This is a genomic window from Massilia sp. LXY-5, assembly GCF_059801075.1.
In genome coordinates this window covers 54,413-70,637 of the sequence record NZ_JBNNEH010000008.1, presented here as the reverse complement: position 1 = coordinate 70,637, position 16,225 = coordinate 54,413, and the positions used below count along the sequence as shown (strand labels likewise).

At 56.0% G+C, this 16,225-nt stretch carries 12 protein-coding genes; 5 read left to right on the top strand and 7 right to left on the bottom strand.

Annotated elements, in window-relative coordinates:
• Positions 1-39: 39 nt before the first annotated feature.
• Complete coding sequence (locus ACI48I_RS22780; RefSeq protein ID WP_498575512.1) at positions 40-312, top strand: DUF3717 domain-containing protein; 273 nt, start codon at positions 40-42, stop codon at positions 310-312.
• Between the two features lie 379 nt (positions 313-691).
• On the opposite strand, the gene ACI48I_RS22775 is transcribed toward ACI48I_RS22780, so the two are convergent.
• The 3 genes from ACI48I_RS22775 to ACI48I_RS22765 form a co-directional block, all read right to left on the bottom strand.
• Entirely contained in the window at positions 692-1,465 is a 774-nt protein-coding gene (locus tag ACI48I_RS22775) for an NYN domain-containing protein (RefSeq protein ID WP_498575511.1), read from the bottom strand.
• Positions 1,466-1,710: 245 nt separating this feature from the next.
• The gene (locus tag ACI48I_RS22770; protein WP_498575510.1) at positions 1,711-3,033 is read right to left on the bottom strand and encodes a helix-turn-helix domain-containing protein; all 1,323 of its coding nucleotides are present in this window, start codon (positions 3,031-3,033) and stop codon (positions 1,711-1,713) included.
• A gap of 496 nt (positions 3,034-3,529) precedes the next feature.
• A complete protein-coding gene (locus ACI48I_RS22765) occupies positions 3,530-4,267 on the bottom strand; it encodes an HAD family hydrolase (protein ID WP_498575509.1) in 738 nt (245 codons plus the stop codon).
• A gap of 678 nt (positions 4,268-4,945) precedes the next feature.
• On the opposite strand from ACI48I_RS22765, the gene ACI48I_RS22760 reads away from it, so the two are divergent.
• From ACI48I_RS22760 to ACI48I_RS22745, 4 genes are all read left to right on the top strand, one after another.
• Positions 4,946-6,151, top strand: a complete 1,206-nt coding sequence (locus ACI48I_RS22760) for a PDDEXK-like family protein (protein WP_498575508.1) — start codon at positions 4,946-4,948, stop codon at positions 6,149-6,151.
• Between the two features lie 52 nt (positions 6,152-6,203).
• Entirely contained in the window at positions 6,204-6,560 is a 357-nt protein-coding gene (locus tag ACI48I_RS22755; protein WP_498575507.1) for a hypothetical protein, read from the top strand.
• 12 nt (positions 6,561-6,572) lie between these two features.
• Positions 6,573-6,917, top strand: a complete 345-nt coding sequence (locus tag ACI48I_RS22750; RefSeq protein WP_498575506.1) for a hypothetical protein — start codon at positions 6,573-6,575, stop codon at positions 6,915-6,917.
• Between the two features lie 397 nt (positions 6,918-7,314).
• On the top strand, positions 7,315-7,737 hold the full coding sequence (locus tag ACI48I_RS22745; protein ID WP_498575505.1) for a hypothetical protein: 423 nt from the start codon (positions 7,315-7,317) through the stop codon (positions 7,735-7,737).
• A 181-nt stretch (positions 7,738-7,918) separates the two neighbouring features.
• Here ACI48I_RS22745 and ACI48I_RS22740 read toward each other — a convergent pair whose 3' ends face one another.
• The 4 genes from ACI48I_RS22740 to dptF all read right to left on the bottom strand — a co-directional run bounded on the left by ACI48I_RS22740 (position 7,919) and on the right by dptF (position 16,213).
• Entirely contained in the window at positions 7,919-8,128 is a 210-nt protein-coding gene (locus tag ACI48I_RS22740) for a hypothetical protein (protein WP_498575504.1), read from the bottom strand.
• A 141-nt stretch (positions 8,129-8,269) separates the two neighbouring features.
• Positions 8,270-13,306 (bottom strand): DNA phosphorothioation-dependent restriction protein DptH, encoded by a 5,037-nt coding sequence (gene dptH / locus ACI48I_RS22735; RefSeq protein ID WP_498575503.1) that lies wholly within the window; start codon positions 13,304-13,306, stop codon positions 8,270-8,272.
• Positions 13,287-14,603 (bottom strand): DNA phosphorothioation-dependent restriction protein DptG, encoded by a 1,317-nt coding sequence (gene dptG, locus ACI48I_RS22730; RefSeq protein ID WP_498575502.1) that lies wholly within the window; start codon positions 14,601-14,603, stop codon positions 13,287-13,289. Before dptG ends, dptH begins: the two co-directional genes overlap by 20 nt.
• Entirely contained in the window at positions 14,603-16,213 is a 1,611-nt protein-coding gene (gene dptF / locus ACI48I_RS22725) for a DNA phosphorothioation-dependent restriction protein DptF (protein ID WP_498575501.1), read from the bottom strand. The genes dptG and dptF overlap by 1 nt, the downstream gene beginning before the upstream one ends.
• Positions 16,214-16,225: the final 12 nt, after the last annotated feature.

The window sequence follows — 16,225 nt, the reverse complement described above, 5'->3', positions numbered from 1 at the left end:
CAGACCATCACACCACACGCACTCGTAGATAGTGGAGGCATGGTGCAGGTCATTTCGATACAGCAATTGGAAGCAACGATCAATAAGGTGCGTATCGCTGCGCCACCGGTGAATGGCGTCCTCTCCCCCGCCCTCTGCGTTTTTGCCGAAATCTATGGCAACATGATCTATACACGTGCTCGAGAAATCGATATTGACGCGCTTGCAGCAGATGCCAGGTGCATCGTGCGCGAATGGATCGCTCACACGACTGCGGCAGCCCCAATTGCGAATTCTGTCGGCGTGGGCGGAGCTCGCACAAGCGACGGTTAGCTGTCCAACGCTCCCGGTCAGTGCTGAACGGGTTGTCGCGATTAGACACAGGCTCAATATAACTGCACGACCGCAAAGCACCTATCTTTGCCCAACATATGATTACCCAAGCACATAAGCGCTTGCCGCAATCTCTAGGGGTTTCATCCGATTTGCTCGGCGCCAGCGTACTGGCGCGCTACTAACGTCAACGCGGGCTCGCCTCTGCAGGGATACGGCCGTGCTGAGCCAGCACAGCACGGCCGCGCGGACGCCCAGACAAACACCTGCTTGCGTCCGTTCCTACACACTTCATTGCGAGTATCCTCCGGCGGCCCGGGTGACTCGACAATTAATTAAAACGCTGGCGTCAATGAGCTACATTAAGTGCGCGTGCGCTTCAAATAGAAGACGCCGTTCCGAGCAGGTGAGCGGGAGCAAGCTGGACTGTATAGTGGCCGCCTTCTGCTTTTGTTAGCACCAGAAGGTCGTAGGTCTTGAGCATGTCCACCAAACCTGAATAGCCGTACACGGCCGGCGAAAAGGCGGGATCGGTACGCTTCAAATACTGGCCCAGCGCAGATAGATGCACGCTGCCATCGGAGGTGGGCCCTGCGAGAAGGGCGACGGCGTCGACCACGAATCTGGGTCGACGCCTAACGACGGTCTTTTCTAGCGGACCGACGACCGTCAACGATGGCCGAAAGCCTTGCTGTTGATCCGGTTCGGCTGGTTCGGGTACCCACTCGAAGAACTGGTCGCTGGCGTTTCTCAGAGCCGCTGGCGTCTTCGCCTCACCGATAATGTAGACCGTCGCGCTACGTTCGCGAAGTTTTCTGCATAGATATGCAAAGTCCGAATCGCTGGTGACAAGACAAAACCGATCTATGCGGCCGTCAAACATCGCCTCAAGCGCATCCAGTCCGAGAGCAATGTCGGACGTGTTTTTACCCGCAGCGTATTGGAATTGCAGGCAGGGCGTGAAGGCTTTCTCAACCAACGCTTCCTGCCAGGTTTTTGCCAGCGTCGTATGATTACCGTACCCGCGGCGAAGTACAATCCGGCCAAATTGCGATGCGATTTTTAACACGTAGTCCAGTATAGCGGGACTGGTGTTGTCGCAGTCAACAAGCACTGCGACCCGTGGTTCGGCGGAATTCTGGATTGTGCCCATCTCTAGTACTGCTCCGTCTAGGGAAAAATGATTTGATTGGCAATGGTTACCCGTGGGCGGTGCGGGGCGGGGCGGCGATGCGGCATGCGGCCCCGCACCTGACCTTATTTGCCTTTTGGTGAATTGTTGCCTCGCCCACCGCCAGATGGCTTGCCGGTTTTGCTTGGTGCGTTGTCGAGTGCTGTCATGTTTCTCTCCTTAGAAATTCCCCGGATTGTAAAAGGCACGGCCCGGGGTATGCCATGCTAGATCGTTTCGAAATTCGGTCGATCGCCCGGTTCAGTCACAGCGACCTCGCTTGCAGCGAACCAGTCTTCGATATTCTGTCTTAGTTCGTCCAGATCTTTTTCTCGTACTGGCACAATGCCGAATGTACCAGGGCCAGTTTCCTCAGCCAGCACAATGCGGTAGCGCAATTCTGCAAAAATGATGCCCCTGTCGCGGGCGTCTTTGAGGCTAATGTCGATGGCCGCCCCGTTGACCCGCACGTGCCACCCTGGCGCAGGAGGCGCAGCAAGGTGGGGAAGGAGTGCCGTCCTGAGGCCGTTAGTCAGCCAATTTGTAAACGCAACCCGTGTCGAGCAGTCTCGAGCAAAATTCTTTTTCAGATAGTCCGGCATCTGGCCAACACCGCCGTCCACCACCATTCTACGAAGCACTTTTCCATAGGTGCCATCATGCTCATCAACGACTAAGCGCAAGCGCCCGTAATCCGTCGGTGCAGTCCTGCCTGAAAAATCGGTAACCACATCTGCATTGGAATAGGCATGGCTACTCAGGGCAGGTTCTAAGAAAAACTCGTCCTGCCAAGAGGGAGCGATCCAACGCAGGCCGGTAGCGTCCGGCAGGCAACGCGTGATGTCGATCAGCATCCGGTCGTGGACCCGCGGACGGCAAATTTCAATACGCACCCATGGGCTGTCATGCCACATGCGTATCGTGCTGTCGTTGCCGTGGGTGCCTAGATACGACTGTATGACCTCCCCAATCCGGTAATTCACCGAAGGCACGCCGTCGACCACCTCGGAACAATTCATGATGCGCGACTTCACCGAGAGGAACCAGAAGCCTCTGACGTTTGCTGGCGCCAAGAGATCGCTCTCTGACAGCTGGGTCAAGTTGACGAGCTCCGCAATCATGGTCGGGTTCCTGACGAGTTGTACGTGCTCGATATGTTCGGCGATGTCCTCAGCAAGGTAATCCAAGGCTTTTTCTCCATCGTGCTTAGCATGCCGTGCCAGAAGATCGCCAAGGGCTTGGTTCTCGCCCGTATCCAATCGCTGCGCCAAGAGCGTTTGCACGTACCGCAGATAGGCATACGGATCCGGGTTCTCGAGTCCTTGCAAAAGCGAAATAGAAACACCTAGAACCGTTGCCAGCGCCGTTGCATAGCCGACGCTCGTCTTTCCAGTTTCCTCAATGCGCTGATAGTGGCGGACGAGGGACGCGGTCTCAGGTCTGTCCATTTGTTGGGCGACTCTGATGGTAAGCGCCGCTTGGGTTAGCCCTTTTTCCTCGCGTAGAGCGCGGAGCCTGATGCGATTAATTGCGAAGGATGGACGTCCCATTATTGCTCCCTGTAGTCAGTAGGAACATCATCCGCGAAAGCGTTAATGTCGTCCAGCGGCATAAACACGTCATAAACGAAATCGATTACGCGCTGAGGAAAGACCTTACGATACCCACGACCAACACCGATACACGCATGTCTTGCCGCGCTCACTATCGATGCTCTTCAGGGTGAAGGGCTACTCTTTCGTACTTCGTAAAGTGGAAATTTCGTTAAAACAGCGCCCCGCTTTGGCTTGTAGATTCAGCCAATAAATGCGGGACATTCATGAAATCGCTGCGCGCGTGTTCCCCAGTTGAGCGTTTTGCTGGGCCGCCCGTTCCGCTGTGTTGCCAACTCGTTGAGCTCTATCCCGCAGCGCGAGCCCTACTCCCTATGGCTGGCAGGTGCACGTGGAGTCCCTCTCGGGAGCACAGCAGTTTTTGGCCGATTTTTCCAAGCTAACTTGAGTATCGTGTGGTCTGCGCTTGAGGCAGCGCAACTTGCCGAGCGTCTCAGCTTCGCGTCGCGAGATGATCTAAGAGCGCTGTCAGCGACCCGAGCGCACCGTCAGCGCCGCAGCGCGTGCGATTTAAGTGAATGGACTGCATTCCACATGCGCGCGGTCCTTCGACGTCTGCTACCAGCGTATCGCCCACCATCAGCACCTCGGCCGGCGCACACGCTAAGGCTTGACAGCTGCGCAGATAGATTCGCGGGTCGGGCTTGATCGCGCCTGCCTCGAAGCTCCAGACGCAGGTATCGAGATGAGAACCCAACAGGGCTTTAATCGGTCTGGCGTAGTCGGACGCAAGATTGGAGCACAACCCGACGCGATAGCCACTTCTCCTGAGGACCTCAAGTGTCGCGAGCGCATCCGGGAATAAACGCACGGATGCGATTTCAACCTCTAGATCTGCTGCGAGTTGCGCCGCCGCGTCAGCGGTCAACCGAATGCCTAGAAGATCGGCGGCATCAAGCAAACCAAGCGGGGCAGTCATGAGTATTGCAGCGTCTGCGGCAGTGGACTGTCGTCCCTGTTGCTCTCCTATCCGTAACAACTGCCGGAATGGAGCACGCCTATCGCCAATCTCAACAAGCGTGCCATAGGCATCAAAGAGGACCGCTTTCACGGGGGAAGACCGACGCTCGTTCTCAAAGTTCGCCATAATCAAATCCGGTTTTTCGCTCGACTTTCTGACTTTATAAGCGACAATCAAATATTGAGCTACAGTGCACGTAGTCGCGCCCATGTCGACCGACCTATGTTGCGATCAATAGGCTCCATTCCAGCGCTAACAGATTCCGGTCGCGGATTTTCACGCGATCATGGAGCTTACCAGTTGGGTAGAGCTGGCACATACGCCATCGGGCCGATGCCTGTTCCGGCATCACAATACCTGCACGTGGTTACGTTGGTCTGAGACCAGCAGAATCTAGACCAGCTTAGCGTGATGGAACGACAGTTCGTGTCGTTTAGCGCTGCGGACAGCCGACACAGTTCGAACAGAGCAGCAAAGGCGTGGCGTACAGGAGTCGCCACGCTTGCCGCGGATACTCGCCGAGTAGTCATGCGGACACGGTAGTTGTTCGCATCCATATCGCCCAGCTTTCTGGCACCGCCATCGACAGGTGACGACAAAATCTGTCGCGTTGCGCCCCTACGATCTCCGTACCGAAATTTCTTACCCGCCTGACCATGCAGATCGCATGACAGCGAGTTGCAAATTAAAACAGGCATAAATGCCGGGATAGTAATCGTCACCTTCAAGTAGAATGGATGAATTCCGATTTTTCAACAACTGTGCGCTAACGGCATTGTCGTCTCCCCGGTATAAGGCGCCGGATACTTATAAATCCCGTCAAGAACGCTGAACGCTAGCCGCGGAACAGTTCATAACACCCTGCTTTAAAACGGACGGATCATTCGGATGACCCAAGCGCATCGAGAGTTATTGGATCTATGCGCATTGCTGCGCGCGAACTTCCCCAGCCACCACGGTTTCAATGTATTTGCAGCATTACAGATCGAGCACGATGAGGTTCGGTTGCATAGCCGGCTGATCGGATTTTTGATCAACCCACGCGCGCACGCCCAGGGCGCCGCCTTGCTTCGCTCCTTTATGCAAAGCGTCGGCATCGTGCTAGACAGCGAAGAAGAATGCCGCCACGCGCGCGTCGTCAGCGAAGAAGGTCGCGTCGATATCCTCGTCGAATTCGGGCGCAAACGCGCTGTCATTATTGAAAACAAGATTTACGCGCCGGATCAGGAGCGCCAGCTGTACCGGTATTGGGACCGGGCACGCCGTCATTACGATGAAGTATTCGTGCTGTATTTGACGCTGCAAGGCACGCAGCCTTCCGACAATAGCTTGCATGGCCTCGATGAAGTGCTGCAAGAGCGTTATCAGAACATTAGTTATAACTACCACATCCGCCAATGGTTGCGGCGGGCCGAAGAGTGCGCGGTACGCCTGCCGCACTTACGCGAGACGATTGCCCAATACGCAGTCGTGGTCGACCGCCTCAGTGGGAATCTCGAATCGAAGGATTACATGGACAAACTGGTAGATGTACTGTTGACTGGGGGCCACTTGCGACAAGCGCGTGATATCCGCCTCGCTTACATACAAGCATTGGTAGCACTTCAGGAGCGTATGTGGACCGAGCTGTGGACCATCGCCCAGCGCGATTATCCGGATATGGCGCAATGGCGGACAGAATATTCTCTCTCGACGGAGCCTTCTGCACGACGCCAGCGTATTGAACGCTTTTATCAGGCCAATGCGCGTAACCGCAATTACTTCGGACTCTATTTTTCGATCCCAGGGTTTAGTCACGCAGTCAGTGTGATTGAAATCGAAGCTGGGCTGTACACCGGTGTGCATTGTCCTTCAGAAAAAACGCGTGAACGTGCACGGGTTGTGGCAGCGCTGGAGACAGCGGGTATCCATGGCGAGGTTCACCCAGCGTGGCCGATGTGGCGCCGGTGCGCATTGTCAGCTGATTTATATGAGCCTGAACATACGACACTTGACCTGCTGAACAACCCCGAGGCCTTACGCATTGCCGCTGAGGCTTCGATGGCACAGGTCCACAGCGTGTGGTTGTTGTTGCGCGACAGCGCTACGGTGTAATGCTTGTCGCTTTGCCGGGTATCGCAACGCGCTTGCCCTCTTGTGGAACGCTATGAATATCGAAGAAATACTTACTAATAAACATTTTGTTTTAACCTCGACCACGAAGTGGGTCACCATCGACGATCCGCGTCCAGCGTTCGAGAAGGCATTCCGAACCAAGCGCTTTGGCAAGCTGCAAGGTGCCCACTTGTATGTCACGCTTCGTGCGATGAAGCATGCCTGTGAATCGCTGATCGCCCAACACGGTTTGACGGTCTGCCATCTGCCATCGACCGCCGCGAATGGTCATACCTATCCCGGCATTGACACGAGCGGGTTGTCCAGCGCGACACTGCAGGCATTGGTGGACGCCTTTGGTTCAGTTGTGGACCAACATGTGTCATCCACCTCTACGATACTTAGCTAGTCGGGAACCCCTATGGAAAAGAACGAAGACAACCGCCTGACGAATTTTCTCCGCGCTAAGGCGGCCGAAGCCGAGCGGGCGATACGCTATCGTCCCAATCACTTTCTTGGCATGCTCGAAACCGAGGGCGGCTATCTCACCGTGATCAAGCTGCTCTCTGCAAAGGGTGTGTCCGACGGTTTCATCAAGCTGTGGGAACGCGGACGCCTCGACCTCTCGGTTGAGGCGCTGATCGTCGAGAGCGAATGGATATCGGCGTTCGATCCGGTGCTGGTCACACGCGCGGAGAAAAGACTGCATGACGTCAATTATTGCTTCACGCGTTTTGTCACCGCGCCACCAGTCCTCAGCCGGTAAGCCGCGGGAATCTACGCCCGATCGACTCAACTCGAGCCACGCCCCGTCAGCTCAACAATGGTGTTGTGTACCCACCAAGCGTGAACGGCGCGCTCGACCTAAAGGCGTAACGCTGGTATCGAGTCCTACTCACCTACCCGCTTACATAGACCGCCAATGCAATGTAGCGCGATCATCCCGAGGCAAAATAGCCCGGGCGAAGTGCTCAGCTTCGGCACACAGACAAACTTGGAGAAAACAATTGAACGTCCAGATCTGTATTTCTGCCCTCCTCGAGTTCTACGATGCTGACAAGCGTGTTCGACGCCATTAAAAAGCCATCAAGACACTGGGTGGCGAGGAGCTTGGATTAGCGCTTCTTCTCGAACATTTCCGTATCCAAAACGTAGAAGCCAAGGTGCTAGATAAACGCTGCATTGCCAAGGAGGGTGGCAACTGGCTGGACGCCTGGATAGAAACCGTTGAGACTGGCCAACATATCCTGTATCAGACCGAAGTGAAGTCGTGGTCTTTCCATGGCTATGGCGGCGGTCAAGCGCTGTCGAGTGATAGCGATGAGGTGACGCTCGCCGCGTTCCAGAAACACGAGTTCTCCCGGTATTGGGATGAGGCAAGGGGGCGTTTTTATAAGCGCGCGTTAGATAAGGTCCTCAAAGTAATGAAGACGACGCATGTTGGCGAAGTGCGTCCACTCGCATGCCTATGGACGCCATTGCATCCGCAAGGTTTAGACGAACCATTGTTTTCGATCGAGGGCGTGCAAGATCTTGTGTTCAAGCGCGTCTGGGTGTTTTCGGCCTCCGCCTTCTTGCGTCAATAACGACGTGAGCAACGGACTGACATTATTGTTCTGCATCTTCCAGATACAAGGGCTCGGCTGGAGCATCTGAACCGTATCTATTCGATGCCTGCTTGAGTGCAGAACCACGTCGAGAAGCGACAGCAGGCAACGCCGAACAGGGACGTAGCGGTCAGAATGCGGCCACGTCATGACGGCACCATCAACGTTCGTCGTGATCACGCATGCACTCACATTGCTGCGCCAACAATGCTCGCCGCCCGGCCGGTGTTGCCAGCACGCGCGCGGCGACCTCGAGAGGTACGCCGCTGGCGGCTAGTGCCAACGCCGCCTCAAAGTGGCTAGTGATCGGTAGCAGAATCAAGACCAGGTCGACTCGGCTTGCAGTGAAGATGTCTTTACGTGCAGTCATCGTCCGATGCTACAGCTGGCATGGCGTTAGCCATTGCGTGCGCGCATGCCCGCTTCCACGACTATCGAAACGCAGTAGCATCCGGGTCGCCCACACCACAACCAATGCGCCGATCGGTCGCGTCTCAGCTGGGCATCGCGCTTATTGCGTGAGTTCCCAGAACGTTGTGTCGCGCATCTTCTGAATACGCTTTTCGCCATCGACATACAGACTAAAGTGCTTGTCCAAGCGCCGAATCGCTTCCATCAGTTGCTCTTGATCGGCCTTGTCGTCCTTGTTAAACAGCGCCTTGACGTCGGCGTTCTTGATCTGCGATACGCGGTGCACAGTCCAGCTCAAGATGTAAGACGAGTAATCGTTTTCGGCCGTCTTAAAGTGCGTGATGTCCTGCGTCGAGAGGATCACTCCTACCCCGTATTCGCGTCCTTCCTTGAGTACACGGCGCAACGCAGGGAAGTTCTGCGACATGAAATTGTCGGCTTCGTCGACCAGGATCATCTTCGTGATCTGACGGAAGTCGCCGACGACGCCGGGCTTACCGCGCTTTTGCATCTGCGCATAGAACAGGTCGAGCGTCAGCGCCACCACCAAGTTTTGGATCTCCGAGGGGTAGCCGGCCAGTTCGACAACGGTCACCCCGGAAATCAAGTCGTATAAGCTGCCGGTCTTGGAGGCGTCGGGCTCAAAGATTTTAAAGCGTGCAAGTTTTGAAAGCGCAGCATAGAGCGAGTCTTCTTCAACCTTCTCTTGGCTTAGGAACAGCTGCCACACGTCCTCGATCGTTGGTGCCGCGTTCGCCCAGCTCGCCCTGTCCTCAGGATAGATACCCGCGCTCGCATAGCACTGGATGATGAGGTTTTCGAGTTTTAATTGCTGCTTCGGCCCTAAGCCATAGGCGCGTGTCATCGTCTCGGCGAAGCCCGCGGCCGTATGCAGCGGTAGCATCGGGGTATCGCCGAATAGGCTCAACGGGTTGTAGGGCAGCTTACTGAGCTGATATTTCCTTGCCTTGGTCGCGTCAATAAAGGCGTCATCGACGTAGTCCGACTTATAGTCGAAGACCAGCATGCCGATCGGCGCGCCATGCACGTTGTGGGATTGGTTGCGCACCAGCTGGGTGATCACCGATTTTGTGAACTGGGTCTTGCCGGTCCCCATCGTCCCAATGATGCCCGAGTTGCTGTTCATGAAGCGGGCGGTATTTGTCGGTTCCCAGTACAGAGCTTGTTGGGTCGTCGCGTGATGGCCGACCAGCACCCGCAAATGTTCGCCTGGCGCATTTACAGCAGGGATCGGTACCGCAGCGACCGCCTGGAGCGCGTCGACCGCATGCACTGGTTGCTCGACCGGGTCTGATGCCACCGGTGCGGCAGGCGCGCTGTAGGCGGCCGCTGTCAGCAGATAGTCAGACGGGACATGACACTGGGTGCGCAGTGCGCGGATTTGCTCGGCGCTGCCTGCGTCGATGAGCGAATCAAGTAAGGCAATTGGCAGGTCGATCAACATGACGTCGCGATCAATCCGGTAGTTCGGATCAAAGCAGGTCTCGCTATCCAGGTGCGACAACACCACGCCAGCCGGGTAATCGGTCAGCTCCGCTACGCTATAGTCACCCTTGAGCCACCATTCGCGGCGCGACACGAGATGCTGCAGGTCAGCGTCGCTGAGCACGCCATACAGCCGGTATTTCTCCACTTGCATGAGCACTTGGCGCACGAACAAGCCACGGTACAGCTTGCCAACCATGGAGTCGATACCGAGGATTTCGTCGCGCAGATAGCGCTTGAGCTCGCGCGCTTGCTCGAGTGCCTTTTCATAATTTGGACGGGCGCCTGTTTTGACTTCGAGCGGCAGCAGGTACATCTTGTCGTCACGGAAGCCGACAAATAAGACGTCGTCCGAGATGGCGCCGCGCGTATAGCCTTGCAGGTTGCGGGAAAAATCGCTTTCGCTCATTTTTAGACCAACATTGCCCGAGACGCGGATCATCTCGGCCACCGACAGTGGTACCCAGGTGATATCCGAATCCATCAACAACGACCGCACGAACTTGTAGGCGCCGATAATGCCACGCCGCTCCTTGCGCGTGTTCTCGCTCGCGGTCAGCATTTTCAGCAACCACTCGCCATTGAACGCGTTGAACTCGGACAGGAGACTTTCCTTGCCGAGCAAGCGCCGGAACAAGTCGACTTGCTTGGTCACGGTGATCGCGTCATAGCCAGCAGAACTCGTGTATTGGTCCGAATAGTGGATCAGCACGACGTCGCGTTGCGAGGTGAAGAAGTCCAGTGTGACCTTGGGGTCGATGATCGTGGTCCACAACGCACTGTCGTAGGAACGGCTCAGCAACTCCCGGAACTCGGTGCTCGCAGCCAGTCCCACGCTAGTGCCGACATACGGACTATTCGTCTCGCGCGCCGGTTGCATCAACGCGCCCACCAAGCGCGCTAGGCGCAGCGGTTCGAACGGGGTGTAGTCGACGTTGCGTAAGCCGAAACAAGAAAAATAAGCGTTTTCGATGTTCTCCGCCGACTCTCCGGCGATCAAGCCATCGCACAACACGCCACTCAAGGCACCTTCCGCGCGGACCTGGCGCACATCCACCGGCGCGTTATTGCGGAAAAATGCCAGGTGCGCGTAGGCCAGCGCTTCGTTTTCCTTCGGGGTTATGAATTTGCTGTAGGTGAGACGACTGCGGATCACGTCGATCAACAAGTCGGCGTCGTCATGCACACCGCCGCGGCCGAGTTGATAGGCGTCGCGCAGTGCTTGCGAGGACACGCACTCGGCGAAGGCGTCGAATTCGTTGAACAGGATCTGCTCGTCATAGCAGTTCACATGAATCGCGCACGCATCATCGCGATACTTTTTAAAGTAATCGGTCAGTCCCAGGAACAGTTCACGCGCCGCTCCCATGTTGATGACATTCAGGATCAAGGTACTGCGCGCGCCTGCGCTGAACAGCCTGGCGTAGGCCTGGGTGAATTCACCGAGCTTGTCACGCACCAGATTGCGCACGTAGGTAAAGCTCGACTCCTTCTGTGGAATCAGTTCCAGCCAAAATGCGTTCTCGCGCACGGCGCTCACATGGGAAACGGTGTTGCTGCCGTCGTAGATGAAAGGAATCAAACCAGCCGCCGTCAGGCGTTCGCGCGTCACATCCGGCAGCGTTGCGAAACTGTTGTGCCCGGCTTCCCGGTCGGCCACAATGGTCTCGACCAATTGCAGATGATAGGACAGGTTGAGCGGGTGGAAGGGCGTCATGAATTCCTTCCCATCGTGCTCGACCATGCCTATGCGCAGCAAGCGCTTATATGCCTCAGTCAATACTTTGTCGCGCGGGATGGCCGACAGAATCTGCTCGTAGGCGTGGGTGACCGCCGCGGTCAGTGCCCGAAACTGCGGGCCCCAGGACACCAGGCTCGGGGTGGTACGACGTGCGCTGAGATACGCGTACCAGGCGGCGTAAGCGGCGTGCAAAGGCGCGTCGATCGCGCGCACGTCGTCGAGTGTAAGCCGTCCTTTGCTGGAGCAATGCAGTAGTTGCTCGGCCACCATTGTGGCTTCGCGTGTCAACAGAAGCTGCCGCACACCAGCGAGGCCGGATTCACGATTGTCGATGACCAAGCGCTGGCTATCAACACCAAATTCCGCGCGGTACTCGTCATCATGAAACAGGCGGTTGTAGCGATCACGGTCGTGGATCAAGGGGACCGTGACGGATTCCTCGGCCGGAGCGCCTTCAATGTTGAAGCTGAGGCGCTGATCGCCGCTGACGATCTGGAAACCGATTTTTTCGGAGGCGTTCGCCTGGCGCGAAAAGTCGACGCTCGCATAGGCCGCCTTGTCGATCACGTCCTGCGGGTCTTCCGATGCAAAGCACGGTCCTTCTCCATCGGCAATCGCAAGACGGTTCGCTTCCATCTGCAGCGTGATGCGTTTGGCATGTGGCTCGACACGGAAATGGTTTTTGAAACCGTCGACGTAGTACAGGCCTTGGCGTAAGAACAGGCACCGGAAATGGTGGTTCTCGGCGCGGATGGCCCGACGCAGTGTCAGGGTAAAGAACAGGGGTTCACCGGAAAACGGCGCACGCACCTGGACTCTACTGCGCTTACCACCGCCGTGACCGACGCTGATGCTGACTTTACTTTTGTCGATGGAACACTGCGAGATGTCGAGCTCCGACAATCGGACATCCGTGGCGAGAAATTTGATGTCGAGCAGCGCTTCATTTGCTTCCGCGGGAAGCTCGACCAGCACACTCAAGTCTTTGCGGCCGGCCTTGGTCGCGCTCTTGGCGCGATCGATGAGCTTACCGTTGGCGCAGTCGACGCTGTCCAAGGTCAGTGACTGGGTCCGATTGGTGTCGATTTCTTGTTTGAAATCCCCATAGCTGAGGGTGGCCCAATCTTGGCTGTCGACGAAGTGCTGGCGGATAAATTTCGGACCAAACTCTTCGCGGAATCTGTCCTCGACTTGTTCCGCGTAATTTTCGGTCACGAACTCGACGCGACGGCGCAGGTCGCGATTTTCCTCGAGACGCTTGCGGATCTGCGCTGGTTGATTAAAGGACGCCATCAACGGGTCCTCGAATAACCCGAGCTTGCTCAGCTGAACCGTGCCCTCGGCAATCGCGTCGTAGAGGGGGGCGAAGCCGAACACCGTGGCGCCCTCGCTGACGACATAGTCCAACTGGTCTTCGAGTAAGCAGGCTAGCAAGCTGCTATTGGCCGCATGGCGGGCGGATAAGGCATGCAAGCGTTTCGCCAGCATCTTCGGGTGCCACGGGTGTCCTTCAGCAGCGAGGTCTTCCGCGCTATTGATGATGGTGTCGAGCTTGCTGTTGTGAATGATGAGCAAAGCGCAATCAGCAAACTCGGCAGTACGGCTGGCGACACAGTCGCGCAGGTGCGAAATATAGTTTTCCGAAAAGCCTTGACCGCTCTCGCCATGCAGTACCGGAATGAGCTTGACGGCGCCACATGGAATGCAAGGCAATGTGACCTCGCCAGGCACGATCGCGCCGGTTGCCAGCGCTAGATAGGCGGCGTGTAACTTGCTGGCGTTGGTATGATCCGGAGACTGGAATTGGTAACGGAAGCCGGCTTGGGCCTTGTCGGTCGCCCATTCCATGAACACGTCAACCAGGTAGCTTTCATACGGTCTTGCGGACATACACAGCCTCTCCACTATCACTCATTCGCTCAACATTCCCCATACGTTCGAAGAATTCAATCAGTACTTGTTGACTTTGATTATCAAAAAAGAACCCGCGCTGCTGAAACTCGCGCAGCAGTTCAAAAAACCGCAGTTTGTCGTGACGGCCGATCGCCAGATTCGTCAACAGCAACAGCTGGTCCTGATTCAGGGCCAAGATATTGCCGGCCCGCCCTCGAAACTGGATAAAATCGGCGAACACTTTTTTCTCCAGCTCACGCACATAGCGTTGGTTGACACTGTGGCGCTCGCTTTGTCCTGGGTCGAACTGTCGAATGGCCAAAACGATGAATTGCTTGAATGCTTCCTCCACGGTCTCTGCGAGTGCCGGTGCCTGTAACTTCCGACCTGTTGCAAACTGACCGATATACCGATTGAAGTCATCGATCAAGGCGGGTTGGTCGTGATGCGCTCGCGCGTCGGCAAAGATTTGCCACAACGGCCGCTGCGTCCCGTCGGTTTGAAGCACCTCGGCTGCCGACAGCACGGGGAACAGTTCTTTCGAGGTTGACGATAACAACTTGTAGCCGCGGTCGCGGATCTTGTCGCGCTCAGTCGAGGCTTTTTCGACGTCGAGAATAAAATACAGCTCCTTCGGCTGTGGCGCTCCCAGGCGCCAATCGCGCACGGCCAATGACAACTGCGAACAATAGCTAAACGCGTACAACTTCAACGTGTTCGTCAGTTCGGCCATCAAGTACTGCGGATACGCTGCGAGGAACTGCATATCGCGCCGAAACGCCGCCGTCAGGAAAGGTAAATAGGGTTGCTCTTGGTGACGTCCTTTGCCTCCGAGCGGCCGCATATGCTGCACGAGAACGTCGAGCATGACCTGTTCGAGAAAATGCAGGTTGTCGTCCGGCTTGTCGTCGAGCTTGAAGTCACCAAGCAAATTCGAAAACATATCGCTCATGCGCTGATTGGCAGCGGCGTCCTCATGGTCCTCACGCGCCGCTTTCTGGGCCTTGAACAGCAAGAACAAGGGCGAAACCTGCAGCACGGCATTGGTCGAAAAATACATATGGTCGAGCCAATACCATACCTCTGGCTCACTCAGCAAGTCTTTGAACTTATCGCGGCACTCGTCGCGGAAGGCCTCGACACTATAGTATTGCAAGCCCTGCTGGAGTACGTTGCTGAGGACGAGCCCGGTCACCGAAGCCCATGAAAATTCGTTGCCCTTTTGTCTAACTGGAAGGTAATTCGGTGACTTATTCTTGTCTGATACTTGCAGGTCGTTTGTGATTGGATACATTACATTTCTCCAACGGTATCGATCATACCGTCTTCGTATCTCAGGGTAATCTGTTGTCGTTGTCGATACAATTTCAGGCGATTGCCACGCTTGACGAGGGCCTTGATTTGCTCGACCAATTCGTCGAGCAGGACGATGGCGTTTTTGTCGTATTTATTGGGTCGATAACCTTGATTTAGACGGAGCAAGAGACCAAATAGGTTGATATTAAACGGCATCGGCTGGAGGGCGTCATCGCCGACCTTGAGTGCGACATTGAAGGACGCGATCGACGTCTGTGCGGCGAGCTCCTGAAGTGCCGAAAAATCGGGTTTTAAGTCAGCCAAGCCAGCGATTTTGACGCCGTGAAATTCGCCAAGCAGCAATTCGCCCTTGCCGAGTTCTGGCGCATTGCGGTTCGCGTATCGGAACACGCCCGCCGTCAACACCGACGTATAAAACCTGCGCAACGCGGCCTTTGCCTCGGTACCGCCATCGAACTGCGCATGCATCTTCCAGACGCCGGCATAGTCCACCATCACCCGATCGGCGAATTCATTCGCAAACTGGAGGTGGTAATTGTTGCTCAGCGGCTCGCGCTGCAACACATAGAGAAGGCGAATCAGGGATGCTGCCTGTGGCTGCTGGTCGGCAGTCAAGCGGATATTCCAAGTCGCCAGTTCGGCCAAGAAATCATCCCGCTCCTGCTCGGGCAGACCGAGTTCATAACGCAAGACCAATTGATCGAGTTCGCGCGTGCGCAGTAAAGCCGGATCAAATGCCGCCACCCGTGCGGCCAGCTCGTTGTCACCGCCGGTGAACAGGTTATCGAACAGGTAGCCGGGGCCGGTCAGCAAATGGTGTAACAGGTCGAGCAAGCCCCGGGCGGTGACAAACTGGTCCTTGGCCAAGCGCGCTTTTGCGATGTTGGCGACGATGGCGTCTTGCACCGCCTCAAGCATCAACAAGCGGAAGTTCGCAAATAGCAGCGGCTCGCGCTGCTGAACTTCACCCCGGGTGTAGGCTACATAGAAAGGATTATCTGCGCTGGCAGTCGTGAGGCGGCGCATGATGTCTTTGGCGAAGGGCGCGACCGGAACGCCGTCCTTCATCTGGAATTTCGGATAATTTTCGAAATTGAAGAAATAGTAAGGAGCGGGTGGCGCCAGGTTTTCGAGAAACGCGCGCATTCCCTCCCGGACGGGTTGCAAGTCCGCGTGCCCTTCCTGCACATAGTTGCCAATCATCCCGATGTTGATACCGACCACCAGGATTTGCTGGTGCTCTACAGCGGCGCGGAATACCTGGTCGAGCGCTTCGATGGCGGACTGATTGGGTTGAAAGCTATGCGTCGCATCCAGGTGAAACGTGATTCTATTGCAATATTCCTGATGGACCCGGGTCAGGATCTCGGACTTGCCGTCGCCGCTGCTACCGCATAAAAAAATCATGTCACCGGGCTGTGCGCGCGCCAAGCATGCACGCAAATCCCTTTCGATATCTTGTTGGATATATAACCAGTTTTTCAAAGCGTCGAAGCCGTCCGGCGCCCTGGTCGACATGGTTTTGACGGAGAACGGCGACGACTTGGAAAGGACCGAGAGCGCGTCCCGAAACGTAATGGATGTCATATCCTGTCAGAT

Coding starts and splice junctions, on each gene's coding strand:
- ACI48I_RS22760 (WP_498575508.1), top strand. CDS start 4,946: ATGACCCAAGCGCATCGAGAGTTATTGGATCTATGCGCATTGCTGCGC.
- ACI48I_RS22775 (WP_498575511.1), bottom strand. CDS start 1,465: ATGGGCACAATCCAGAATTCCGCCGAACCACGGGTCGCAGTGCTTGTT.
- dptG (WP_498575502.1), bottom strand. CDS start 14,603: ATGTATCCAATCACAAACGACCTGCAAGTATCAGACAAGAATAAGTCA.
- ACI48I_RS22770 (WP_498575510.1), bottom strand. CDS start 3,033: ATGGGACGTCCATCCTTCGCAATTAATCGCATCAGGCTCCGCGCTCTA.
- dptF (WP_498575501.1), bottom strand. CDS start 16,213: ATGACATCCATTACGTTTCGGGACGCGCTCTCGGTCCTTTCCAAGTCG.
- ACI48I_RS22755 (WP_498575507.1), top strand. CDS start 6,204: ATGAATATCGAAGAAATACTTACTAATAAACATTTTGTTTTAACCTCG.
- ACI48I_RS22750 (WP_498575506.1), top strand. CDS start 6,573: ATGGAAAAGAACGAAGACAACCGCCTGACGAATTTTCTCCGCGCTAAG.
- ACI48I_RS22740 (WP_498575504.1), bottom strand. CDS start 8,128: ATGACTGCACGTAAAGACATCTTCACTGCAAGCCGAGTCGACCTGGTC.
- dptH (WP_498575503.1), bottom strand. CDS start 13,306: ATGTCCGCAAGACCGTATGAAAGCTACCTGGTTGACGTGTTCATGGAA.
- ACI48I_RS22780 (WP_498575512.1), top strand. CDS start 40: ATGGTGCAGGTCATTTCGATACAGCAATTGGAAGCAACGATCAATAAG.
- ACI48I_RS22765 (WP_498575509.1), bottom strand. CDS start 4,267: ATGGGCGCGACTACGTGCACTGTAGCTCAATATTTGATTGTCGCTTAT.